The following is a 25,861-nucleotide window of genomic DNA, read 5'->3' as shown; positions in this document are numbered from 1 at the left end:
TATTTATTGCGCTAAACTAAACCTCATTTGTACCCCAAATGCTGTAGTGGCCCGGTTGTAGGAATTTGAAACCCTTGGCTGGTTTATATTCCTTTCAAAATACATGGTTATATTTAACTTTTCGTTGGCTACATAATTCACCGTTGGCCTCAATTGATAATTGATGTTTCCGGCTGTAATGGTGGTCACATCATCAATTTTTCTCTGGATGGTTTTTGTGTCCCGAACCGTAAATGTCATCCTGAATGTGACATCATTTTTTATCGAAATGGTTCTTCCCTGCACTTTAAATGGAATCTTCCAATCTTTTTTTGTAGTACCAAAATCAAAAGAGATGTCACTGCTTCGAACCTCTGTTACCTGAGAGTTGGATAAGTTGAGTGCCATGGTTCTTTCTTTTTTCCACTCTATTTTGGCACTTGATCTGTTTTTGGTTCGCACATTTACGCCTATTAACGGCGAAAATCTTTCTGCTATGGATACCTCGTTGAGTATATACACAGGAATTAACCCATTGTCATTGGAAAGTGTTGGGCTGGGGTAATTCGTTATGTGATTTGAAAGCTCAATGGCATTGTCGTAGAGCAGGGAGTTAGTATAGTTATTGATTCTGAAAGTGCTGGTGTAACTATGTGTCAGGTTGATTGACGATACTAAATCTTTGAACATTGGCAGATCTTTAAGCCCGGCATAATCGATCCTCCAGTTTGGTAAAGGTATTTTTGGAAACGGAGTAAGGCTTATGGTATTGGGGTCTCTTCCACTATATGCTGCAATAAAGGCAGGAATCAATACATCCTGAGAATTTAAACTGTATTCTCCGGCCTTGTTATAAGAATTCAATCTTCCTTGCACAATTTCTCTATAGCTCTCAAATTCAGAAAAAGTAGGTGAAATATTTTCTGCATTGTCCTTTACAAATGCGGTTTTCAAAGAAAAGAAAGAGATAGAATAGCTTCCCGATCGGGTTGGTGTCAATGAATTGTATTCAGTAGTCAGACTATCGTATCGGAAAATCTCCTGAAAATCTCCTGAATTTGTCCGCTTCATATCAAGCTGAATTTTCAGGTCTTTAAAGGGTTCGATGTTGGCTTTTAAACCAAGATCTTCTGACAAGCTTTGGGTGAAAGATGAGGTGAGAAACGGGCTTTTGACCAACCAGCCATTCTCCGCTGCTCTAAATCTAATTTCCGGATCCTGGCTACCAAATATAAAGCTGGTACCCGGAGCATTTAACCCACTATCCAATCCAAACAAATATGCCCTTGGCCGGAATCCGGGCAATACTGTACTCTCCCTTATACTGTAGTTGACATTGATTGATCGTAGTGACATAGCCATTCTCAATACACTCTTTATTAGTCCTCCTCCGCTTTGTTTGACTGTATCTTTCTTCACTGTAGGCTGTTGACTCCTTCTTGAAGTAGAGCTTCTTTTTGGAGTATTTATTTCTTTGAGAAAACCTATCTTGTTATAGAGTTTAACCATATCCACTTTACCAGTGGCTGACCTGTCCCTGTTGTTAGAAATAATATTACCAAATTCTTCCAGTTGATCTATTGATCCTCCATTCCAATTGTATCCTACATCAAATCCCAAATCTGCACTGATCCAATCTGTTAACGGTATTTTATCAAAAGGAAGGCGATAGGTGGCTCCCATACTTTGATCAAAATTTTTCATTCTGCCGAGATGCTGAAGGTTGTACATGACAGAGTCTTTCTTGGCTTGTGAATCCAAGTCCCCCTCTGGCTCATCTACTATTGCTCTGGCTCTGGCACTGTAATTCAGACTCAAACTCTTAGTCAGGTTCCACCTGAGAGCATACGATCTGTTGAAGTTGAAATACTTTTCAAAATAAGGATCAATCCCATCGGTAGATAAATCAGAATTCCGCAGTTGCCTTTTTGTAAACCTTCTATCTACTTCAGCCCTCATCGAAAGATTATTGGGTAAGGGAGTGAAATTAAAGTCCTTGATCAGCTTTAAGTAATTGCCATCCAAAAACCCAACATTTTTAAAAGGCTCGATTGGAGTAGGAGATGGACTGAAATTGTAAGCAAATCCTCCGCGATAATTTTTTTCGACATAAGCAGCTGTATTTATATTGCTGGTAACAGACTCACTGAAGGCATAGCTGAAAGAAAAATTCTCGATATCATAAATATGGGTTTTTGCTTCCGGATTTACTTTCTCCTTGCGTACATTAGAAAAATTAATCGCCTTTCTGGTACTTCTTTCCTGCACTTTCGCTTTATACTCCTGTCTTTCCTGTTCGCTACTGAAACTTAGCAAAGTAGCATCCAATGGCAAATCCTGATCCAATGGATCGTATTGTGGGGTGGCAACTGTCTTTTCTGTACTGATGTACATAGGAATTTTTATTCCATGTTTGCCCGGAATCAGCTTATCTAAATTGATGTCTGCAGAGATGTCATATTGAAAAGTTTCATCTCTGGTTCTCTCGGAGATTCTTTGCTGGATACTTCCAAAACCTATAGAAGTGTATCTGGTAGAAGCATTTACTCTGGCAAAATCGGCTAACTGTGCACTCATCCGGGCATTTGCAGCCCAGCCTTTTGTAGTATTAAAGTCTGAGACCCTCAATTCGTTAGCCCAGATACAAATTGATTTTTCCTGACCATCATCCACGTCCGGGTCTGTACTTTTAGGGTTTCTCACTCCAATCATTAAGGTCTGAACTGAACTCATTTTTGGGTTACCTTCTATGGTCAGGTTATAATGTTTCCCATCTTCGCCATCATAAGGTATCGTAAAAGGTTGTTCCAAATTATGATCTTCTCGATCTCTTAGAGATTTCAAAGCATATAATTCATCGATTGCAATGTCTATCTCATTTTCCTCAGGCCAAATAAGTCTGTCAATATCAATTTCTGAACCAGTGAGGCCATTTGGAGTAATCTTTAAAGGCACTTCAATTTCATAGTAATTTTCTACGAAATCACTACCAAAACGTAGGAATGCTGTGACTTCATCATCTTCCAGAAAACTATCTCCGTTTGGTTCCGCATGCAAAAACATCTTTATGCTACCATAGCTCAGTAAATCCAATCCTGCTAATTTGTAAACACCTCTTGCATCTCCATCTTCCAAATCTTCTACACAAATCCGAAGAGACTGTTCATTATTTCTACGTTGAATGGTAGTAGTGTTGTCAAGGTCTCTTTTCAATCCGGGTGGTACCACATAAGGTGATTTGCCATCCACCGCTGTACCATTTTCTTCAATGTTTACCACAGATACGTCGAAATCAGAAGTGGTGGTTTCGGGGATTTCGCTGAAGCCACTTTTTTTCAAATTCTCTTCAGATTTTCTCCATTGGCTACCTACAAGCTGTAGTTCTGCAAACCTCAAAACGACTGGTTGTCTCCATCCTGTCAGGTACATTCTGTAAAATTTGATAGACTCAAATGTGGGATTACCGAATATATTATCAGGATTTCTTACAGGTATGCGGAATAAATACCAATTGACATCTGTTCCATTTTCTTCAACTGTTACCTGATCTATGATGTGACCCTTGCCAATACCCAACCCTCCGGGAGTTAGCGGAATTTTATATTCAAAATATTCTTCTACATCAGAAATGGTATTGTCATTGTTTAAGTCTTCATTTTCAGGGGTATTGCTGGAAGATGCTGTATAACTTCCTGAACCCGCATTTAGAGGGGAGTTGTTTTCTGTACCATTAAAGTTTTTATAACGTTCCAGGATTTTAGCATCTCTATTATCATATTCAGGATCAAGAAAGTACTTAAAGTCATCAGCAGAAACATCATTCAATACCCGATCTCGACCATTATTGTTGAGTATGTTGCTCCATCTGTTACCTGAATCAAAAAAAGATGCTTCTTCACTGGACTTTAGCCCGTCAAAACCCACATCCTGATTTGGCCTGGCATTGGCAGAGTTATCAAAAAAGTCTGTGAGGTACTGTAATGTAGTTACCTTACCCCATTCTGTACTGGTTGTGTTCTCAAAAGAACCATCAGCAGGTAGTCCATTTTCAAAAGCGTGACGGTTGTCTTTCATCAAATCTTCCGAGATACTTCCAAAATTGAATATTAATTCTCCGCCAGTTGAGTTGTTTAAGTTGGTATTCCCGTCTAGTACTCTACCATTTGGTCCCTGTATAAAGGGATCCATCATCCAAAATTCCAGGTATTCTACATTGGTTTTGTTCCAGTTGACTTCATTGGTATTGGCTCGGGTAATCCCTCCAAAATTTTGTTCAGGATTTTTCAGAAAACCATCTGCCGTTAAATTCGGGTTGTAGTTGTAGGCTCCCCTTTCGCTTGGGTAATAGGCAAGGTCAAAAATCGGTTCGTTGGTATTTACTATTTGTAAATCTCTTTGCTTAAATATTTCCTGAGGTAAAATGGGTCTTACGTAGTGATTGGCTAAATCTTCATCCCTGATATTGTCAGGACGATTTCCTCCAACTGATCGATAGAAAGTATTGTCAATAATATACCATGCCAGTTTTGCCCGCTTATATCCATACCCCAGATTGTCAATGCCATTTTCTACCTTGAATTTGTTGTTGGTAGTTTCGGGTGTGGCGGCCAGCTTCCAGGGGATGTGGCCTCCGGCGATATTTATCGGTGTAGCTGCATTCTCAAAATCGTCTATGTAAGAAGTACCTTCACCATCCACCACATTGGAAGTACCGGGAATTATTTGAGCAAACTCTCCATTGAAACTAAAGGTTGATTTTTCTTTCGTATTTAGTATCGGAAGTGCATCAATCATTTTGGTAAGAAATCTGGACTCCTTTTGGTAGTTGAGATCAAATCCGTATTTCGTGTTTTTCAATGGTTCGTCTCCTACACTATATCTGCTAATTCCTCCGGGTCGTTCGTTGAGGTGAAGTATTGTTGCACCCAGATTGAAATTGTCGTTGAATCGATAGTCAAAATGAGCTCCGGTGAGCCATCGGGTTTGAAAATTGAACAGGTCGGCCTTTTCATAAGAAATCTGCAGGTCTTTTCCAGAATTAAGAATACCATCATCGATAATTCTCACAACTCCCAACCTTCCATCAACTGTATAGTGTAATCCTTTGGTAAGCTGGGTGCCCCCTGCAGAAACGTGCACAGATTCTTCGTCAATATTGATTCCTTCCAACCGGATTTCACTTGCAGATCCGGATTGAAAAGATCCTTTAATAAAATACTTGTTTTTAGATGCTACTTGCTGAGCGGCAACCTGTGTTGTTCGATACAGGGTGTCATAGACATACTTATTTACCAGTGTTTGCTCGTCATCTCTAAAGTGACTTTCCAGAGTTCGTCCGAATGGCTCAAGAACAGGAAACATAATGTTTCCATGTTCTTTGTCCACGGTTACCCCTTCAATAAAATCGAAATTACCGTCTCTTTGTCGGTCTCCATTTTTATTTAACTGATCTAATCCAAGCAAGCGTACCAAAGGAATATCTTTGGTTTCAGCTCCCTGATTTAAACTTGGATTATCGAAGTTGATCAAATCATCCCTGTAATGTATGCGGAGGGTGAATCCGTCTTCACTCAAACGATATGCATTTAAGTAATAGACGTTTTTCATCATCAGATCCCAACTAGGCACCTTAGTGTTGATCTTAGTTGGCCTCAATAGCTTTAATAAGATTAAATCATCATCTTGTCTTACCTGATAGTCTTCTGATAATTCCCCTACCTGATACCTTTGTCCATTATAGGTATATTCATAGGATACTGCCAAAAACTCATCGTTTTGCAATTTCCTTAAAAGAGAAATGTATCCAAGTTTGCTGTTCCAGGTATATTCTCTGGGGTCAAGTTTTCTTGCAGCAGTAATAGTCTCAAAATCCGTTGATTTGGACATTGAATAAGTGCTGGCAAGATAGTCTGCTGCAGTTTCTATATTTCTGATTTCAGGTACTTTAGATACAGCCAGTTCTTCGTACAAATTGTTTGCAGCATTGTTACTTGGACCCGGAACTCTACCAGATACATTTTGATTGTGAACTTTCGAGCCCTCACCTAAGTCCATCAGAGCGGCAATGTTTCTCAGGGTTTGTGTTTCGTTGTTTCTGTTCAAAATATAAACTTCAACTCTTGTGACATTTACTCCCGAGACGATCTGTGGTAGCCTTGAAAGCCATTTCTCGTAATTGTCTCTGAAAAAATGACCTAAGAAAAAGTGTTTGTTTTCGTCATAGTCTGATGCCCGGACTTCAAACTCTTTGCCTTGAAAACCACTGGGAATATTTAATACTTCGCTTCTACCCTGTTGTCTGGAAGCAACTGCTGTGACAAATAGTTTTCCAAATTGTAATTGCGTTTTAAGTCCGAATAAACTCTGGCCACCAGTAATCAAACTGTTAGAAATAGGCATGCTGACGTTTCCTACTTCGATCTTTTTTATTATGTCTTCTTCGTATCCTGTATATTCTACTTTTAAGTTATTTTGAAAGTCGAATGAATTGTTGTTGTCGAAATTGGCAGAAATAGAGAGTTTTTCTCCGATTTTACCCGTTACATTCATCGAAATTTGCTGATTGTAGTTGAATCCACCGGTTTTTTGTTGACGAATCGGAATGGAAGGGTTTTCTACTTTCTGCCATCTACCTCCAAAATCAAGGTTTAAGTATCCATTTGGCTGAATATCGACATAGGTGCCTCCAAAAATCCTGTCGAAAACAGGGCTAACGAATAGCTTGGGAAGCAGGCTTCTTCCGCTAACAGCACTTTCCCCATCCAGGCCGGAAGATTTTTCTTTCCAGTAGGATTTAATCATTTGACCGTCCTGATAATTTTTAAACTCATCAAAAGTCATGGTACTCATTGGTCTGTAGTTGAGGTCACCAATTTTCTCATAAATAGTATAATTCATCCCGGTATCTATTTCCACGTCCAAATTGAGACTTGTCGGGTCTTGAAGTAATAACGGGGAACGGCTTGAGCGATTAGAAAACGGATCTCCAAACCTGTCTTGCTGAATAAACGTAGGTCTTTTTGACGGAACGTAGGGCTGATTTTTGAGTGAATCTGTTTTGGTAGAATCAGTTAATACACTATCAGGTTGTTGAAAAAACAACGCTCTTGTGTAGTTAGCTTTTGATTCTAGCCCACTTCCAAGGATTAATATTGATAAATTTATTATGTGGAATTTGATCCGGATCAAATGCTCTCTCTTAAATGGTCAGGCCCTTTTGAGGGCTAATTTAATTAATTCTTCAAGACTTAAATTTCCATCACTTTCTTTCATTATTCGGTCGATGGTTTTTTCCGCAACTGCTTTATTGATTCCTAAAGTAGCCAAAGCGGATAACGCTTCATTTTTTACGGTATTGTCCATCGACAAAGATATGCCAACAGCCTTACTCAGCAGGTCGTCTTTAGACATTTTGTCCTTCAATTCCAGTATTATTCTTTGTGCTGTTTTTTGCCCTATTCCTTTCACTCCTGAAATTGTTTTTACGTCACCATTTATTATTGCTGACTGAAGTTCCTGAGCGGATAAAGAGGATAATACCATCAATGCTGTAGAAGGCCCTACTCCAGAGATAGATATTAAATCAAGAAAGCGTTTTTTTTCGGACTCTTCGTGAAAGCCAAATAAAGTATGTGCATCCTCTTTGATATGAAGGTAGGTATGTAATTTGGCACTGGTGGCATCTTTTAAATAACCATAAGTATTGAGTGAAATTTTGATTTCATAGCCAATTCCCGCTACTTCCATCACAAGGAAAGTTGGGTCTTTTATGACCACTTCCCCTTTTAAATAAGTTATCATTTATTTGGTTTTGTTTTGAGTGGTTTGTGCGTCAACTACAGCGATAGCTGCTATATTAAAGATATCTCTGGAAGAACTGCCATTTTGTAAAATATGGACTGGTTTTTTCATTCCCATAAGTATTGGGCCTATTGCTTCACTACCACCTATTTCCATTAGTAGGTTGTAAGCAATGTTGGCTGAAGACAAATCAGGAAATACCAGTGTATTTACATTTTCACCTACCAGATCACTGAAAGGGTAAGACTTCTCCATAAGTTTTTTATTCAATGCAACATTGGCCTGCATTTCTCCATCAATTGTAAGTTCAGGCCACTTTTCTTTTGCCATTTTTACGGCATCAGATGCCCTGGAAGGTATTTCTCCTTTTTGAGACCCAAAATTGGAATATGAAAGCACAGCTATTTTAGGTTCGAAATCGAAAAACCGAACAGCACGTGCAGACAAGCCAATGATATCTACCAATTCAGAAGAGCTTGGATTGATATTGACTGTGGTATCTGCTAAAAAGTATGTTCCCCGTTTATTGCGTATGATATACATACCACCTACGCGTTTCACATCGTCATCAATACCTAATATTTGTAAAGCTGGTCTTAAGCATTTCGCATAGTCACTCAACAATCCTGAGATCAATGCGTCCGCTTCTCCGGTTTCTACCATCATTGCTCCAAAATAGTTTCTATCAAGCATCAATGATTCTCCTTCATATAGGGAAACGCCTTTTCTTTTTCTTTTTTCATACAATAGGCTACCGTACTTTTTCCGCTTGTCATTCTCATAGAAGGGATCGATAATGGTACAATTTCCGATTTCGAGCTCATACTCTTTGATGAGTTTTTCTATCTTTTTGACATTTCCTAAAAGTATTGGTGTTCCGATTTCTTCATCTATAATCATTTCAGCAGCCTTTAAGATTTTTAAATTATCAGCTTCTGCAAAAACAATTCTTTTAGGATCTTTTTTGGCTCTGGTAATGATTCTTGAAATGATGCGTTTTTCAGCACCTACTCTCTCTTCCAGTTCTATTTTGTAATGCTCCCAATCGTAAATATTAATTTGCGCTACATTGCTATCCATTGCTGCTTTGGCTACTGCAGGAGAAATAGTAGAAATCAATCTGGGATCTAATGGTTTGGGAATTAAATATTCCTTTCCAAATTTTATAGGAGTATTTCCATAGGCTTTGGTCACCAAATCGGGTATTGGTTGTTTGGCCAGTTCCGCCAAAGCGGTTACTGCTGCCATCTTCATTTCTTCATTGATGCATGTGGCACGAACGTCCAGTGCTCCCCTGAATATATATGGAAAACCCAAAACATTATTTACCTGATTTGGATGATCACTACGACCTGTAGCCATTACAATATCACTTCTGGTACTTATGGCTAGCTCATAATCTATCTCCGGGGTAGGATTAGCAAGGGCAAAAACAATAGGGCTATCCGCCATTGACAATAGATTCTCCGGAGTAAGGGTATTGCCCATAGAAAGACCTAAAAACACATCGCAACCTTTTATGGCTTCATCAAGCGTATGTACATCAATATCAGTGGCGTAACGGGATTTCATTTCGTTCAGGTCAGAGCGATCTTTTCTTAACACCCCCTTGCTATCTAACATGATAACATTTTCTTTTTGCACGCCTAATTTGATGTAAAGGGCTGTACAGGAAATGGCTGCCCCTCCGGCACCATTTACCACGACCTTTACTTCTTCAATTTTTTTGTTTACTACCAAAAGTGCGTTCAGCAATGCAGCACTTGAAATGATTGCCGTGCCGTGTTGGTCGTCGTGCATTACGGGAATTTTCATTTGTTCCCGCAGTTCTTTTTCAATTTTAAAGCTTTCAGGAGCTTTAATGTCTTCGAGATTGATGCCTCCAAAAGTAGGTTCAAGAGCTTTGACTATTTTTATAAATGCATCCGCATCATTTTCTGCTATTTCGATATCAAATACATCTATTCCTGCAAATTTTTTGAATAGTACTCCTTTACCTTCCATTACTGGTTTTGATGCCTCGGGCCCTATGTTTCCCAACCCAAGTACCGCTGTACCATTGGATATTACTCCAACAAGATTTCCTTTGGCTGTGTATTTATATACATCACTGGGGTTTTTCGCTATTTCCAGACAGGGCTCTGCTACTCCGGGAGAGTAAGCCAACGCCAAATCCATTTGGGTAGTTAATGGTTTTGTGGGGGTGACTTCAATTTTTCCTGGTATAGGGTCGGAATGAAATTTTAATGCGTCTTTTTTTCTCACTTTTAAGCTCATAAGGTGTCTTTAAGTTGGTATAACCAGGCCATTGGATTGGCTATGTTTACAATCTAAGGGGGAAGGTAGGTTAAAAATATTATCAAATTTATTCCTGAAATTTAAAACCTTAAAGATGGGTATTTTTTGGAAAACAAATATTGACACTTGGGCTATTTATTTGTCTTTCAGTTGCTTTATTATCTTTAATGAAAAGCAGGTTTCAATAAATGTATTATTTTAATTCTTCACCTGATTTGAAAGTGGAGAGAATTACTTCCATTTCTCTCATGAATTCTCTTTTGTCTTTTGAAGGAGCATAAGCATATCCTTCCAGGTAGTATATTCTTTTTTGAGATTCGTCCACAAAAACATAACTCACAAATGCTCCTCCACCCGAGATGTCGCTCAATTTCCAAAGACCTCTGGTTTCTTTGGCATATTTTCCATTAAAGTTCACTTCTTGCACCTGATGGGGAACATCTTGTGTAGTCATATAGACATCCGGTTTTTCTACATCTCTCATTTTTTTGGATGTAATTGTTTCCCTATATTCTACAGGATCGTCGAATGCTTCTTTGGAGGTATAAGGAACGAAGTAAACAAACACATTTTTTTCATACTCCAGATCTAAAAACCTGACCCATACGAAATCTTTTTCATTTTTTGCAAGATCATACCCATAAGGGATTCTGAAGGTAAAGCCATGGTCATTTTCCAGAATTCTCTCTGTACCTTTTTCTTCTTTCTTAAAAAGAGTTTCAGAAATCCGTCGCTTTTCTATTGTCAGAAAATGGTTTCTTAATGTTGTTCTGTTACTTATTATCTTAGCTATGAGTTGATCCTGACTTTGTCCAAAAAGGTGTAATATTTCCTGTCCTCTTGCATAAGCGTCTTGATTTGAAAATCGGTAAATAGAGCTGTCAGCTTGAATCTTCTTGAGAGATTCATCTGTCATAAAATGACGCATTGCATTGCTCTGCCTACTTTTTTGATCAAGAGTAGTAACAAAAATCATGTTTTTTGCTGCTTTCAGTATATCATTCAGTTTGAGAGGGTTAATTTGGCGAATGGTAAAATAAGGTTCATCTTGAGGTAAGCCGGGAATAGGATTGGCGAAGGTTTTTTTGAGTTCTGCACCTAAACTATCTGCCCATAGTGCCGAATCCATAACAACCAAAATCACTCCATCTGCACCTCTGGCTTCCGGCAAGTAACTTTTCGTCTTTTTCTGTTTCCCATTTTCCTGTGAACAAGAAAAAAGCAGACCCAAAAAGAAAATAATTAAACCTGTATTTATCTGAGAAGTTAATTTTTTCATAAGTTCATTGGATAGATTACTAAAAGCAGATTTGTGGTAAATTACTTCTTATAAAGAAAGTACTAGGTCAAAAGTCACAAACTAATTCGTAATTTTTGCCCGGGGTTGATTCTGCTACTGGTCAGGTTGTTGAGTTTTTTAAGCTTCTCAATACTGAGATCATCAAACTTTTTGGATATACTCCATAAAGAATCTCCATTTTTCACCAGATACAAGTTGCCCCCTGTTGTTTCATTTTCGGCAGCAGCTGTCTTTGGAGTTGTAACAGGTAAATTGCTGACAACATAGTTGGATTTTGTGTTGGCATTGTAGTATGGTAATACCCAAATATTGAGTCTTTGCCCCACTCTGATCATATTTCCACTAATGTTGTTCCAGGTTCTTAAGTCGGATACCCGCACATGGTATTGGTTGGCTATGGTTCCAAGTACGTCTCCACTTCTTACCCTGTAAACTTGCTTAGTTCTGCCAAAAGTACTCCCCGGTGTATTTCTTGCAAGGTATTCCAATTCTTTTTTACCCACTTTAGAAGCAGAATCCAAAAGTGTAGTTTTAGTAGTATCGATATGTGCTTTGAGATCAGCAGGAATATTAAGTGGATATCTTTTTGTACCATCCGGAATTGCTCCCCTGATAATCTGTGGATTTAAGTTTATCAAATCTTCGACACATAAATTTAGCTGACTTGCAAAAGTTTCTAAATGAATGTAGTTACTAACATGTATGGTGTCGTGCTCCTGCAAGTATTGCATATCTAGTTCGTGCTCCACAAAATTGTGTTCGTCCAGATGATTCAGCGTATATGCAATAGCAACGAATTGAGGCAGATAGGATCGGGTTTCTCTGGGTAAATACCGATAAATTTCCCAAAAGTGCTTTTTATATCCCGAGCGACGGATTGCTCTCCTCACATTTCCTGGCCCGGTATTATATGCTGCCAGAGCCAGTTCCCAATCGTCAAACATGTTGTACAATTCTTTGAGGTACTTACATGCTGCTTCGGTAGCCATTCGGGGATTCATGCGTTCATCAATATACCAACTTTGGCTTAGCTTATACATTTTGCCGGTAGAAGGCATAAATTGCCAGAGCCCTCCGGCTCCTACTCTGGAGATGGCGTTGGCTCTCAATCCGGATTCAACAATGGACAGGTATTTTAGTTCTTCAGGCATGCCATTTTTCGCCAATATTTCTTCGAAAATTGGGAAAAAACGATCTCTTCTTTCTATTACTCCTTTGGTATATTCACGATTTCGAATAGTGAAGTAATCTATAAACGACTTGACATTATTATTAAAATTGAGCGGAACTTCACTTTCCATGCAACTTAATCGATCTTCAATAAGATCGTAAGGTGCATCAGGGAGTAAGTCTTCAAAAACATCTGCTTCTTGTCCATATAATAGTGAACAAGGCAAACAGGCTATTAAGAAGGCTACTACACTTAATTTAATCTTTAACACAAAATTTGATTTAGCATGTTTGACAAATTAAATGGATTGCTGTTCTTAATCAAAAGAATCCATACTAATTTTCTATTTCCGAAAAAAAGAACATTTATCCATAGATAGACCCAGTCTTTCTATTTTATGATTGTATGGTGAACATTTTTAGAAATGCCAAAAACCGTTCAAACTGTTTATTGAACTTTAAGACTTTTTAGGTTCTTCTTTGATCCCTTCGTCTATTTCGTTTTTAATTTCCTTGGTAGCATCTTTGAATTCTCTGATGCCTTTACCTAATCCTTTTGCCAACTCTGGAATTTTTTTGGCTCCAAAAAGAAGTATAATCACTAAAACAATTATCACCAATTCCCAACCTCCCGGCATTCCTATAGCTAATATTGAATCTAACATTTTAAAGTGTGTTTTGTCTAATTTGAAATTTGTTACAAAGATAAATGAATTTACGCATCATTTACCTGCTGATTTATTAAACCTTTTGTCAGCTTAAAGCAATATTCGTGCTTAAAACTGAAAAAGTCATATACATTCTGATTATTTATTTTGAAAAAACAAAGTTAGGGGATCTCTGTAATAGAATAATTTTTATTCTGAGAAACCTGTCTTTTCTATAATGTAGAACAACTGATTTATACTGTCAATTTTAAAGGTTTGAAATGCAATACTTTATAGAGTACAGGCGCAAATCATAATTTTAGTATAATTGCAACTCAAATTTGGCGAATCCGTACGTTAGTTCATGCTGAGGGGAATATTGATTTTTATTACTGGTCTATGTTGTTGTTGTCACTGTTATGGTCAACTCAAGAAGTTTTATGCAGTCAAGAATGAGAGTTCTTTTGATACTATTAATTTCTCACTAAAAGCGACATCCGGTACCTGCCACATCAAGTCTTCCTACCATTCCGATCCCATCACTATCTACGGAAATCCAGATTTCAGCGACGTTAACCCTTCCTTTCATACTAACATAAGTAACAACACCAATTTCGTAGATTTGAATTTGGAAGATTACAAAAAGAGTGGATTAAGCCACACCATTGCCTATACTGTGTTTGGTTCAGAAGAAAAGGATGAAATGAATTTTTGGAAGGTCTTTCTGAACAAGCAAAAGATATACAAGCTCAATTTAAATTATGGAGTGGGTGCTGCTAATGTCGATCTGTCAGGTGTGTCAGTATCCAATTTGAAAATTGAAACGGGAAGTGCAGATGTAAATGTGAAATACGATCTTGACAAACCCAATAATTGTGTGATGGATACTTTTTTGGTAAAAGTCGATTTGGGGAGTATCAGCGCTAAAAATGTAAACCTATCGAAAGCGAAGTATATCATTGCGGATGTTGGATTTGGCAATGCAGTATTGGACTTTCACGAAAATGCATTTGAAAAATGTAACATAAGTGCCAGTGTGGGTGCAGGTAATTTGAAGGTCATTTTACCTAATAAACAAACTCCCGCCATTATTTACTTTAAAAGGTCTCCTCTTTGTAATATTTCTGTCAAAAAGGGTTTTGAAGAAGTAGATAAAAATATTTATGTCAATCCGGAATATAAAGCGGATGCTTCCAACCTTATGACATTCAATCTGGACGTGGCTTTCGGAAATATTACTTTTGAATACAAAGAGTAAAGTTTCACTTCACATCCTTTGTCTCATACATTCATATAATACTACAGCTGTAGCAACTGAAACATTAAGAGAAGCAATCTCACCATGTAATGGGATTTTTGCCGAAATGTCTGATGCCTCGATCAACTCTTTTGAGATTCCATTTTCTTCTGACCCCATTATTATAGCAGTGGGGATGTTGTATTCTAGGTCAAAAATAAGTTTATCTGTTTTTTCCGTACAGGAAATGACCTGAAATCCACTCTCTTTTAGATAGGTAATGGTCTTGACCAGATTTTCTTCTTTGCAAATAGAAAGATAATTCAGAGCTCCCGCAGAAGTTTTTATTGCATCGCTATTGATAAGTGCTCCTCCTTTTGTAGGAATTACTACGGCATTTACCCCGGTACATTCTGCCGTTCTGCAAATGGCTCCAAAGTTTCTTACATCTGTAATTCTGTCGAGGATGAGTATCAATGGAGTACGTCCATTTTCATAACTGGCAGCTACTATGTTGTGAAGGGGCACATAAGTGACCGGAGATACATAGGCAATGACTCCCTGATGGTTTTTTCTGCTAAGGCGGTTCAGTTTTTCAACAGGAACTTTAGATACACTGAGTCTGTGAAGTTGGATTAGGTCATTTAGCTCTGAAAACAATTCATTGTTCAGCCCCTTTTGAACAAATATCTTTTCGATTTGTTTTCCTGCTTTGATCGTTTCTATCAAAGCCCTCGTACCAAATATCATGTCCTCATCATTGTGAGATTCTTCTTTTGGTCGGTTGTATTTTACATATTTCCTTTTCTCCATTTTCCTACTTCATTAAGCCAAACTTTAGATAAATCGTTATCCCGAATTAAAACGTAATGGTGCTGAACGAATAAGTTGGGAACTTTGGCGAAATTAAAGTTTTGTTTCTTCCTATTGATTGTATAACTCCATATTTCTTTGTCATCCGATCGTATAACTTCTTTTGGGTTACCATATATAATGTAAATCATACCTCTGTCTGTTCGCCATCCTTCCTTGTAGTTTGTAAAAAAAGCATTGGCGTAGCGTACATGATTAAAGTAACGTTTCAGAATAGACCGTGCCCTGTCTTCTGAAGAAACAACTGATATCCAAAACCGATCAAATTCTTTTTTGGTATCACCAGCATTTTGAATTTTATCATATTCTTCCTTTTTGCATAAATAGACTATGGCTTTTGCCAAATCATCTATTCTTCTCAATTTAGGGTAATATGGGGACACACTTAGAAAAGAGCAGCCAGCATTGCTGGAGCTGTCGGTCTGATTGAAAAAAAGCATGCGTTCCTTATCAGGAGTAAAGGCAGTAGAGACAAAGGAGGAATCAATTTTAATCGTATTTGAACTGGGCTCAATATCAGATGCCATTGGAGGCATAGCAGTACCAAACTGATCATCATACTGAAAGGAATAAGCAGTTTGTCCAAAATTCACAGTATTACCTTGTACAATATAATTTTCAAAATAAGGCCATCCATTTTCTTTCAAAGGAACGATTTCCGGAATGGGAAATTTTAGCCCGGAGTGGATGGGGATGTCATAGTAATAGTTGATGCTATTGATTAAGAAGCTTCCGACAAGCAAATCGTACATTTTATCAACACTAAATTGATACTTCATCAATATCAATTTTCTGGTGGAATCCTGTTTGATCAATTCGGTATCTACAATGATGTCATTCTTATCACTATATCCTTTTTGAGCCAATATATCAATCTCAAAAAAATACTCTTGCCTCAGAGGGTTTTTTAGATTGAGCATGATATACAGTGTAAATTCATTGTTTTTCTGAGTTAACTTATGCTTTATACTCACCGGAGAATAAGGGTCGTATTGGTAGTTGAAATCCTGTTTGGTCAAATCAATAGCATATACGCTCAAGTATGAAAAAAATAAAATGCATACCAACAACTTCTTTTTGCTCAGGGTGAAAAATGGTTTAATTGAGAAGTTTTTTATTTGGTCAGAGAAAAAACCGCAGACTGACATGCACAATTTTAAGAAAGAGTTTGTGGTGCTTAGTCTTGTTTGGTGTCTCATAATTAAGGCAATTGTTCATTTAGATTAAAAATGCAAATTCTTCACTAATATAGTTTTTAATGCGCTTTTTAAGTGAAGGAAAACGTTAATTTTGCGACAATGAGTACATATACTACTGAAATAGCATCGGATAAGATATTGTCCGACAATCCGATTCACCAAAGGTTGTTAAAAGCTTATTATGAAGCAGAGCCGTATATTGAAGGAAATGTATTGGAGCCGGGCTGTGGCGAAGGAAGAGGGATAAACCTATTGGCAGGTAAAGCTGAAAGCTATACAGCACTAGATAAAATAGATGAAGTAATTGATGCGCTGAAATTGCAATTTCCTACAGTTAATTTCAGCCAAATGAATTTCCCGCCATTTAAGGGGCTTTCAGATAATACATTTGATGTAGTTATTAGTTTTCAGGTGATCGAACACATACAGGATGATAAAAAATTTCTTGAGGAAATCTACCGTGTGCTTAAACCTGGTGGTAAGGCCATCATTACCACTCCAAACATCAAGATGACACTTACTCGAAATCCCTGGCATATCCGCGAATATACCAATGCAGAATTGAAACAACTGGCTGGTACTATTTTTCAACATGTAGAAATGAAGGGGATAGCAGGTAACGGAACAGTAATGAATTATTATGAAGAAAATAAAATGTCTGTCGCTAAATTTACCAGGTTTGACATTTTCAACCTTCAATACAGACTCCCTGCTTCTTTACTGAAAATACCTTACGATATACTCAATAGGGTAAACAGAAAAATGCTTCAAAACAACAATACTTCTTTGGTAACAGACATATCACATCAGGACTATTTTCTCAATGAAGAGTCAGAAACAAATCTTGACCTTTTTTGTATTATGACCAAGTAATTTGACGTTAGTATAAATTATTGACTCATTCCATTTTTTAAGTATTTCTATCTTTGATATATTGTCGGAGTATGAAAAAAAATTCGTTACTGATTTTTGCCGTATTGTTTATTATCTGTTCTGTTGACAGCCGGGCTCAAAATACAGGCAAGAAAAAAAAAACGAATCTGGACAGTATTAAGGTAAAAGCAGGTCATTTTTTTGTAATCGAAAAAGATGCTTATTATGTCGCAAGAGATACGGTTTTTGTAGTACCGGACACTTTGCATTGTTATCAAAAGAAGCATTCGCTTAACAGTACCAATGAATTTTACAATTCTCTGGTAAATAAGCTGTCCAGTAACAAATATTCCTCCTTACTCTATACTTTGTTATTTGAAAAGGATGAACAAAAACTTGCGGAGGAAAAAGCTGCGGAGAAATCAAATTTTGAGGAAAGTAAAGAGAGGTATCTCAAATACGATGGAGCCACTGTCAATCAGATAAATCTGAAGAAGCTTAAGGTCTTTGGAACCAATGTAGAGGATACTACCAAATTAGAAACTTCTATAATTACAAAAACCATCAATGGATTGCACATTGCTACCAGCGATAAAATCATTCAGCAAAACCTGATAGTACGGAAAGGAAGTGTGATTAGAGCCGATGAACTTGCTGATAACGAAAGGCTTATTCGAAAGCTTGATTATATCAAAGATGCAAGGATATACGTAGCTGAGGGAAGCAGCCCTGAAGAAGCAAATCTCTATGTGGTAACCAGAGACCTTTTCCCCTTGAAATTTGATTACAGTACCGATGCTGAAACTACTACATCTAGTATAGGGATCAGTAATATTAATATTTTCGGTACAGGTCATGAAAATGAAAACAATATTATTATAGATGATATTGGAGAAAATAGTATTGGTTATGATGGGTATTATCTGGTTAGAAACATTGGAGGCTCATTTGTCACAGGTGAGCTCAATTATGTAACATCTTTTGCCAATCATGGCTATGGCATAAAATTGTACCGAAATTTCTATACCCCGGATATTGAGTATGCCGGGGGTGTAGAGTTTAGTAGTAAAAACCACAATCAATTCCGGGCATTCGATAATGTAACAGATTCAATTACTATTATTTCCCATAAAGAGGTTTTCCAGGATGTTTGGTTTGCACGTTCCTTTAAAACCTTGCATGTGCCATCTATTTTGAAGAACCGTGAAAGGCTTAGGTTTATCGTTTCAGGAAGAATAACCAGAAGAAATTTTATGGATAGTCCGGAAGTACAATTGGACTACAATCAGGCATTTCATGACAGAACCAACATGCTGATAGGAGTGGGCTTAAGTTCCAGAGGCTACTACAAAGACCGGCTCATCAGAAATTTTGGAAGAACTGAAGATATTCCAGTAGGAACCTCATTGCAACTTACTACCGGATACCAAATAGGAGAGTTCTTCAATAGAGAGTATATCGGGATTGAGTTTGCAGAAGGGGAGGTATTGAAAAAATTCGGCTATATCAAGGGTACATTCAAGCTGGGTGGTTTTTTCAGGCACAAGACCCTTGAACAGGGAGTATTAAAGATGAGGGGAGAATATTTTTCACGATTACATACATGGAATTTGTTCAAATACCGACAGTTTGTTACGGTGGATTACACCAAAGGAATCCGAAGAAAAGAACAGGATTATATTGATATAAATGATGCTAATGGAATCAGAGGGCTATATAATTTTTTCCTGACCGGAACAGAACGATTTGTAGTCAATACCGAATCTGTAATTTTTACGCCCTTTTATGTGGGCGGATTTCGCACGGCTTTTTTAGCCTTTTTTGACTTTGGGTTGATAAATACTACAAGAGGAAGAGATAGTTATTATGGAGCCGGATTTGGGCTGAGATTAAAAAATGACAACCTGGCTTTCAATACCATACAATTCCGTCTTGGTTTTTATCCTTCTGTTCCTTTTCAAGGAGCTTCCCGCAGTTTCAATTTTTCCACCATAGGAAATCTGGAGCTTCAAGACTTTGACATATCAAGTCCTCAGATTATTCAGTTCAGGTGATGGGTTTTTAATCCACAACATCACTTCTTCAGTAAGCTCTCATTTTAGGAAAACTTTTTTAGACGATCGGTTTTAACTTTTGTTAAAAAGTTTTAACAATTTTTAACATTGTGTCGGTATGCTAACTATTTTCAATGATATCCTCCATTATTACATTTGCCAGCATAACATTCAACATTAACAGAAGTACATGAGATAATTTTATTTCCGTTTTTTGGAAACCGTATTAATAGTCATCTAAGATAAAAAAAGTTTTTTATGTCAGTTCGTACGCAATTTTTCAGCTATACTTTAGCATCACTAATCCTTTTATTGTTCTGTCAAAATGTTGCAAATGCAGCAAACGGAATAAGCCTTTACACACCTTACACCAACATTTCTGTTCCACCGGGAGAATCCATCGACTACTCTATAGATGTCATTAACAATGGTAGTAGTATCAAGGATGTTAACATTTCCTTGTCGGGTATTCCTAAGGAGTGGGGATATACTATGAAGTCAGGAGGGTGGACTATCAATCAGATTTCTGTCCTGCCCGGAGAGAAAAAAACCATCTCGCTGAAAGTAGATGTTCCTTTGAAAGTGGACAAAGGAATGCACAGGTTCAATGTGGTTGCCAGAAATTTTGGGATACTTCCTTTGGCAGTGGAAGTTTCTGAGCAGGGAACATATAAAACAGAATTCACTTCCGAACAGGCGAATATGCAAGGTCATGCCAAATCTACTTTTACTTTTCAAACAGAACTGAAAAATCATACAGGTGAAAAACAGCTCTATTCTCTCCGGGCAAGTTCTCTCCGTGGGTGGAATGTGATTTTTAAACCCAATTACAAGCAAGCGACTGCTGTAGAGATTGATGCCAATGCTACCTCTAAGATCACAGTAGAAATCAAACCACCGCATAATATTGAAGCTGGAACATATAAAATACCGATCCAGGCAGTAACCAGTTCTACTTCTGCAGTCATAGAATTGGAAGTTGTCATTACAGGTTCTTATGAAATGGAACTGACTACTCCAAACGGACTGCTGAGTACTGGTATAACAGCAGGAAGTGAAAAGAGGGTGGAGTTGCTTATCAGAAATACCAGTTCAAGTGAGTTGAATAATATTAGGTTCAGTGCTTCAAAACCTAAAAACTGGGATGTCACATTCAAACCTGATACGGTTATCCACCTGGAAGCGGGAGGTAGTGTACCCGTATTCGCTACAATCAAAGCGGATGACAAGGCTATTCCCGGAGATTATGTAACCAATATTACTGCTCAAACTCCTGAAGTATCTTCCAAAACAGCATTTAGGATTTCGGTTAAAACACCTTTGCTTTGGGGTTGGCTCGGGGTGTTGATCATAGCAGGAGCACTCGGAGGTGTGTATTATCTTGTCCGAAAATACGGAAGGAGGTAGGGTATGAGCACTCCAGTTATAGAAATATCCGACCTCACAAAAAAGTATGGGAGCTACACTGCTGTTGACAAACTAAATCTGTCTATAGAAAAGGGAGAGGTTTTTGGACTTCTGGGTCCTAATGGAGCAGGGAAATCTACAACCATCCTTATGTTGATGGGCTTATCCGAGTCTGATTCGGGGAGTGTGAAAGTATGTAACATTGACCCTGAAAGGAATCCCATAAATGTAAAACAAAAGGTTGGCTATTTGCCCGAAGATGTAGGTTTTTACGATGACCTCACTGGTTTTGAAAACCTTATGTACACTGCCAGGTTAAACAGCGTTTCGGGGATTGAGGCTCAAAAAAGGTCGTTGCAGCTACTGGAAAGAGTAGGCTTGTCGGAAGACATGCATAAAAAGGCTGGTAAATATTCACGTGGAATGCGCCAACGCCTGGGACTTGCTGATGTATTGATCAAAAACCCTGAAGTCATTATCCTCGATGAACCTACTTTGGGGATTGACCCTACTGGTGTAAAGGCATTTTTGGAACTTATTGTTCAACTCAGTAAACAAGATGGAATTACAGTGCTTTTTTCTTCCCACCATTTGCATCAGGTACAGCAAGTGTGCGATCGGGTGGGTATATTCGTTAAAGGGAAATTATTAGCAGAAGGCAATGTTGATTCGCTGGCAAAGCAATTGTTCAATAGTGGTGCATACACCATTGAAGTTGGTTTGGCAGCAAATGGAAATAGTGAGAAAACTACCTTACTGAATAAAGTTAAAAATATTGAGACAGTGGAGTCAGTACAGGTCGAGGGTGACATTTGGCGGATAGAATGCACTCAGGATATTTCAAATCAAATATCTAAAACCATCATAGATTCCGGGGTGGGTTTGAGCCACTTATACAAAAAAGAATACGGATTGGATGATATCTATCATCGTTATTTTGAAGGAGGTAATGAAGATGAATAATTCAACAGAAAAGGTTATAGAGAGCTCAATATGGGCAAAATTGGTTTTGTTTTTTTCTCAGCAAGATAAAGTACCGGGAGATCAGGCTGTTCATCCGTTTTGGTCGATGGTACAAAAGGAAATTGCAGACCATATTCGAAGTTGGCGAGTGATGATCCTGATTGCTATTATTGTACTTACATGTATTGGGTCAATATATACCGCACTGACTAATCTTGATAAGATAGCTGATTCAGGAAATGTTGAAAACGCATTTTTCTTTTTGAAGCTGTTTACCATTTCAGATGGTACACTTCCCTCATTTTTTGTGTTTGTAGGATTTTTAGGACCATTAATGGGGGTTAGTATGGGATTTGATGCCGTTAATTCAGAGCAGAACAGGGGAACTCTAAGCCGCATTCTGGCTCAGCCCATACCACGAGACTACATCCTCAATGCAAAATTTGTCGCTTCAATAATCGTATTGGGTATTTTGTTTTTTGCTCTGAGTTTCACGGTTCTGGGTACAGGATTGATAGTTGTGGGGATTCCACCAACTGCTGAGGAATTTCTGCGGATAATTTTCTTTACCTTGTTAAGTGTAGTATATGTGTCTTTTTGGTTGAACCTATCCATTTTATTTTCGGTTCGGTTCAAACAATCAGCTACATCTGCCCTGTCAGGCATAGGAGTGTGGTTGTTTTTCACGATGTTTTATCCCCTCATAGTCAATATAATTACCAAAGCTTTTCAGCCCTCAAAGTTTGCCTCACAAAGAGCAGTCTATTTCTATGAAAAATTGAAATTCAGCTTGTCGCAAGTAATGCCCAACGAACTTTATAATGAGGCCACCTCTACACTTTTAACTCCAACAGTACGTACTTTGGGGCCACTCTCAATGGAGCAGCTTCAGGGGGCTATACCCGGGCCACTGCCACTTGGACAGAGTTTATTACTGGTTTGGCCACAACTCACAGGTCTTACAGCTCTTACGGTAGTTTGCTTTTCAGTCAGTTATTATCTGTTTATGAGGAGAGAAATCCGATCCAAATCCTAAGTCATCAACTATTTGATGATAACTTCAATTTTTTGATATCGGGTTAACTGGTTGTTCCTTAAAAAGTGGTTTTGTTGTGTCTGAAATGTGTCGAAATAAGATTAAATGTCTTAGCATAACTGAAGAATTAGAGTGGTTTGATTTTCAATGCAAAAGACCTCAATAAATGACGCACATGAAACCAGTAAAACAGTCTTCTTTTCCTATCAGGTTTATCCAGTAACTCTTCAAGGAGTCTCCTTTGCAGTACTGTGAGAGAAAGTCTTCGGCGAATTTGAGTAGTTTAGAGTTATTCATCTCTTAGACACTCAATTGGATTAACATTAGCAGTTTTTAAGATTTGAAAACTAATAGTGAGCCATGCGATAAGAAGAGCCATAAAACCAGCTCCAAAGAAGAACCACCATTCCAGAGTAATTCTAAAAGCGAAACCATCAAGCCATTCGTCAGCAATAAAGTAACTCATAGGCAGACCAATTAGAATAGCCAAAATAACCATCTTGGTAAGATCGAAGGAGAGTAGTCCAATGATGCCAAACGAACTTGAGCCAAGTATTTTTCTAATGCCAATTTCTTTCAATCTACGCTCAGCAGTAAAGGCTACTAGCCCAAAAAGACCCAGGCACGAAATAAGAATGGCAATACCAGCAAAATAGCTGGAAAGAACAGATACTCGCTTTTCTGATTCGTAAAGTGCTTGATAGTCAGTATCTAAAAAACGATAATTTATTGGGAAATTCGGATTGAAGTCTGCGTGAAATTTTTCAAGGTTTTGAATGGCTTCTTGCTCTTTTCCTTTTTCTACTCTAGCCATAACATATTCCGTTCTATTTGGTGAGAGCCAAAAAAACAATGGTTTTACATTTTCATGAAAAGACTCAAAATGAAAATTCTTAACTACACCTATTATCTGCCGTTCTTCTCCCCATAATTTGACCACTTTCCCAATAGGGTCTGTCAATCCCATAAAATCAATCCCAGCTTCGTTAAATATAATTTTGCTACTATCTGAAGGGAATTCTTCTGAAAATGCCCTTCCTTCCTTCATTTCAATACCAAGTACATCCAACATCCCATGTGTTATTGGCATCCTTTCAAATTCAGTTCTATCTTCAGGGTCTTTTCCAGGCCAGAATAAGCCATACGTACCACCATTGTGGCCTGTCATATCGTGTCCGGAACTTGCAGCTATTTCAATCCCGGGAAGGTTCTGTATTTCGGTAATAAAGGTTTTTAGTTTTCTGTCATTTCCTAACTGTCCATTTCTATCAATAATTAATATATTGTCTTTTTTATATCCTAAATTCTTATTCTGTGTAAATTCAATTTGCTTGTATACCACTAAAACCGAAATAATGAGTACGATAGAAATCGTAAATTGAAAAATGACCAATCCTTTTCGAACCCACAACTCTCCAACACCTCCGCTGAGGTTATTTTTAAACATAGAGATAGGATTAAATTTTGAAAGATACAGGGCTGGATAGCTACCTGCCAACAGACCCGTTACCAAAACAACAACCGATAAACAAGTTAAGAGAGATAAGTTGAGTTCGATTTGAAGTTGCTTCCCAGTAATGTCACTGAATTGAGGAAGCAGCACAACGACAATCAATATTGAAATAACCAAGGATAAAAAAGATAGCAGAATGGATTCTCCCAAATATTGTGCAATAAGTGTTGCCCTATATGCCCCAAGTGCCTTCTTAATTCCAACTTCTTTAATTCTTCTGGAAGCTCTTGCCGTAGATAGATTCATAAAATTGATACATGCGATTACCAATATGAATAGTGCAATGATCGAAAAGAGCTTTACATAAGTAATCCGTCCCCCTGACTGAACACCATTTTCATATTTATTATAAAGGTAAACATCCGAATATGGAGTGATGAATGGAGTCCTATGACTGGCTTTTCCCTCTGTTTTGGTTCGAACTAAATCTACAATTTTTAAATTGAAGTCTTGAATATCAACACCCTCTTTCATTAGCAAAAAGGTGCTTGGTGAAGTATTAAACCAATTGGTTGCCCACTTATTATTATCTAGGAATCCTTCGAATGTCAAGAGAAAGTCAAACTGAACAGAAGAATTATTTGGAGAGTTCTCAAAAATACCAGAAACCTGATATTTCTCTTCATGCTGCCACTCTAGAATTTTGCCGACTACATCTTCCGTTGTACCAAATAGACTAACTGCAAGATTTTTTGACAGTACTATCGATTTTTTATCAGCTAAAACTTGATTGCTTTTTCCCTGAATGAGCTTGTAGGAAAACAGTTGAAAATAATCTTTGCTGGCGTATATTCCTTTTCCCGTTACATCTTTACTATTAAATGAAAGCGTGTAATCGGATACCCAAGTCGTCATTGCTGCATATTCAACTTCAGGCATTTCTTCTGCCAAAGCTTTGGCGGTTGGGCCTGATGTACTGTGACGGGTTATCATTCCCGTTCCTTGATCTACGTTTTCCAACATCTGGTAAAGTCTGTGGTCATTGGTGTGAAACTTATCCATAGCAAGCTCATCACGTACCCATAAATAAATTAGTAAGATGCAAACCAATCCTGTTGATAGGCCAATCAAGTTGATAAAAAATGAACTTTTGTAACGCTTGAAATTTCGGAAGGTGATAAGAAAATTATGTCTGAACATGGCAGTAGTATTTGATTGACTTGGCTTTGTTTTTTTTATTGCAAAAGGCCTGAGAAAGTGGAATACATGAAACCAGTAGAAAAGTTTTCTTTTCCAATCAGGTTTGTCAAGCAACTCCTCATGGTATTCATATAAGTCCCCCAGAATTTCCTCCAGCAGTTCTCCTTTGCAGAACCATGAAAGGAAGCTTTCGGCGAGTTTGGGGGGTATAGGTTTTTGAGATTTCAAGACTCTAGGAGTCTGTCGGACTTTCAATAATCAGGAGAGTAAAAAATTCAATTTTCAGAACCTAAAATTAGATTTTGATCGTCCCTTTTTCGAATACGGTTTTGGTTTTGGTTTTTTTTCCTGTTTTTGCGCTAAACCGGACTG

15 protein-coding genes are annotated in these 25,861 nt (G+C 37.8%); 6 read left to right on the top strand and 9 right to left on the bottom strand.

Annotated elements, in window-relative coordinates; all coding sequences use genetic code 11:
- Window positions 1-3: 3 nt before the first annotated feature.
- The 6 genes from sov to AAOP42_RS03240 form a co-directional block, all read right to left on the bottom strand.
- A complete protein-coding gene (gene sov, locus AAOP42_RS03265) occupies window positions 4-7,080 on the bottom strand; it encodes a T9SS outer membrane translocon Sov/SprA (protein WP_349527028.1) in 7,077 nt (2,358 codons plus the stop codon).
- 105 nt (window positions 7,081-7,185) lie between these two features.
- The gene (gene ruvA, locus AAOP42_RS03260; protein WP_349527027.1) at window positions 7,186-7,779 is read right to left on the bottom strand and encodes a Holliday junction branch migration protein RuvA; all 594 of its coding nucleotides are present in this window, start codon (window positions 7,777-7,779) and stop codon (window positions 7,186-7,188) included.
- Entirely contained in the window at window positions 7,780-10,056 is a 2,277-nt protein-coding gene (locus tag AAOP42_RS03255) for an NADP-dependent malic enzyme (protein ID WP_349527026.1), read from the bottom strand.
- Between the two features lie 214 nt (window positions 10,057-10,270).
- Window positions 10,271-11,356, bottom strand: a complete 1,086-nt coding sequence (locus tag AAOP42_RS03250) for a DUF4837 family protein (protein ID WP_349527025.1) — start codon at window positions 11,354-11,356, stop codon at window positions 10,271-10,273.
- A gap of 74 nt (window positions 11,357-11,430) precedes the next feature.
- Window positions 11,431-12,819 carry a lytic transglycosylase domain-containing protein gene (locus tag AAOP42_RS03245; protein WP_349527024.1) on the bottom strand — a complete coding sequence of 463 codons (1,389 nt, stop codon included), beginning with the start codon at window positions 12,817-12,819 and terminating at the stop codon, window positions 11,431-11,433.
- Between the two features lie 186 nt (window positions 12,820-13,005).
- A complete protein-coding gene (locus tag AAOP42_RS03240) occupies window positions 13,006-13,212 on the bottom strand; it encodes a Sec-independent protein translocase subunit TatA/TatB (RefSeq protein WP_349527023.1) in 207 nt (68 codons plus the stop codon).
- A 604-nt stretch (window positions 13,213-13,816) separates the two neighbouring features.
- Between AAOP42_RS03240 and AAOP42_RS03235 the strand changes: the two genes are divergently transcribed.
- The gene (locus tag AAOP42_RS03235) at window positions 13,817-14,452 is read left to right on the top strand and encodes a toast rack family protein (protein WP_349527022.1); all 636 of its coding nucleotides are present in this window, start codon (window positions 13,817-13,819) and stop codon (window positions 14,450-14,452) included.
- Window positions 14,453-14,461: 9 nt separating this feature from the next.
- Here AAOP42_RS03235 and rlmB read toward each other — a convergent pair whose 3' ends face one another.
- Together rlmB and AAOP42_RS03225 are read right to left on the bottom strand one after the other, a co-directional pair.
- Window positions 14,462-15,244, bottom strand: coding sequence for a 23S rRNA (guanosine(2251)-2'-O)-methyltransferase RlmB (rlmB, locus tag AAOP42_RS03230; protein ID WP_349527021.1), 783 nt, complete (start codon window positions 15,242-15,244; stop codon window positions 14,462-14,464).
- A complete protein-coding gene (locus AAOP42_RS03225; protein WP_349527020.1) occupies window positions 15,223-16,344 on the bottom strand; it encodes a GWxTD domain-containing protein in 1,122 nt (373 codons plus the stop codon). The genes rlmB and AAOP42_RS03225 overlap by 22 nt, the downstream gene beginning before the upstream one ends.
- A gap of 258 nt (window positions 16,345-16,602) precedes the next feature.
- On the opposite strand from AAOP42_RS03225, the gene AAOP42_RS03220 reads away from it, so the two are divergent.
- The 5 genes from AAOP42_RS03220 (at window position 16,603) to AAOP42_RS03200 (ending at window position 22,836) form a co-directional block, all read left to right on the top strand.
- Window positions 16,603-17,376, top strand: coding sequence for a class I SAM-dependent methyltransferase (locus tag AAOP42_RS03220; protein ID WP_349527019.1), 774 nt, complete (start codon window positions 16,603-16,605; stop codon window positions 17,374-17,376).
- Between the two features lie 71 nt (window positions 17,377-17,447).
- A complete protein-coding gene (locus AAOP42_RS03215; RefSeq protein ID WP_349527018.1) occupies window positions 17,448-19,430 on the top strand; it encodes a hypothetical protein in 1,983 nt (660 codons plus the stop codon).
- 258 nt (window positions 19,431-19,688) lie between these two features.
- Window positions 19,689-20,837: a COG1470 family protein gene (locus tag AAOP42_RS03210; RefSeq protein ID WP_349527017.1), complete on the top strand. Its 1,149-nt coding sequence runs from the start codon at window positions 19,689-19,691 to the stop codon at window positions 20,835-20,837.
- A gap of 3 nt (window positions 20,838-20,840) precedes the next feature.
- Window positions 20,841-21,800, top strand: coding sequence for an ABC transporter ATP-binding protein (locus tag AAOP42_RS03205; RefSeq protein ID WP_349527016.1), 960 nt, complete (start codon window positions 20,841-20,843; stop codon window positions 21,798-21,800).
- Window positions 21,793-22,836, top strand: coding sequence for an ABC transporter permease (locus AAOP42_RS03200; RefSeq protein ID WP_349527015.1), 1,044 nt, complete (start codon window positions 21,793-21,795; stop codon window positions 22,834-22,836). The genes AAOP42_RS03205 and AAOP42_RS03200 overlap by 8 nt, the downstream gene beginning before the upstream one ends.
- 289 nt (window positions 22,837-23,125) lie before the next feature.
- Here AAOP42_RS03200 and AAOP42_RS03195 read toward each other — a convergent pair whose 3' ends face one another.
- Window positions 23,126-25,717, bottom strand: coding sequence for an ABC transporter permease (locus AAOP42_RS03195; RefSeq protein ID WP_349527014.1), 2,592 nt, complete (start codon window positions 25,715-25,717; stop codon window positions 23,126-23,128).
- Between the last annotated feature and the right edge of the window lie 144 nt (window positions 25,718-25,861).

Source organism: Reichenbachiella sp. MALMAid0571 (genome assembly GCF_040151475.1).
Lineage (GTDB): Bacteria > Bacteroidota > Bacteroidia > Cytophagales > Cyclobacteriaceae > CAXBNB01.
Note: the sequence above shows the minus strand (reverse complement) of the source record. Positions and strands in the feature narration are given on the sequence as shown.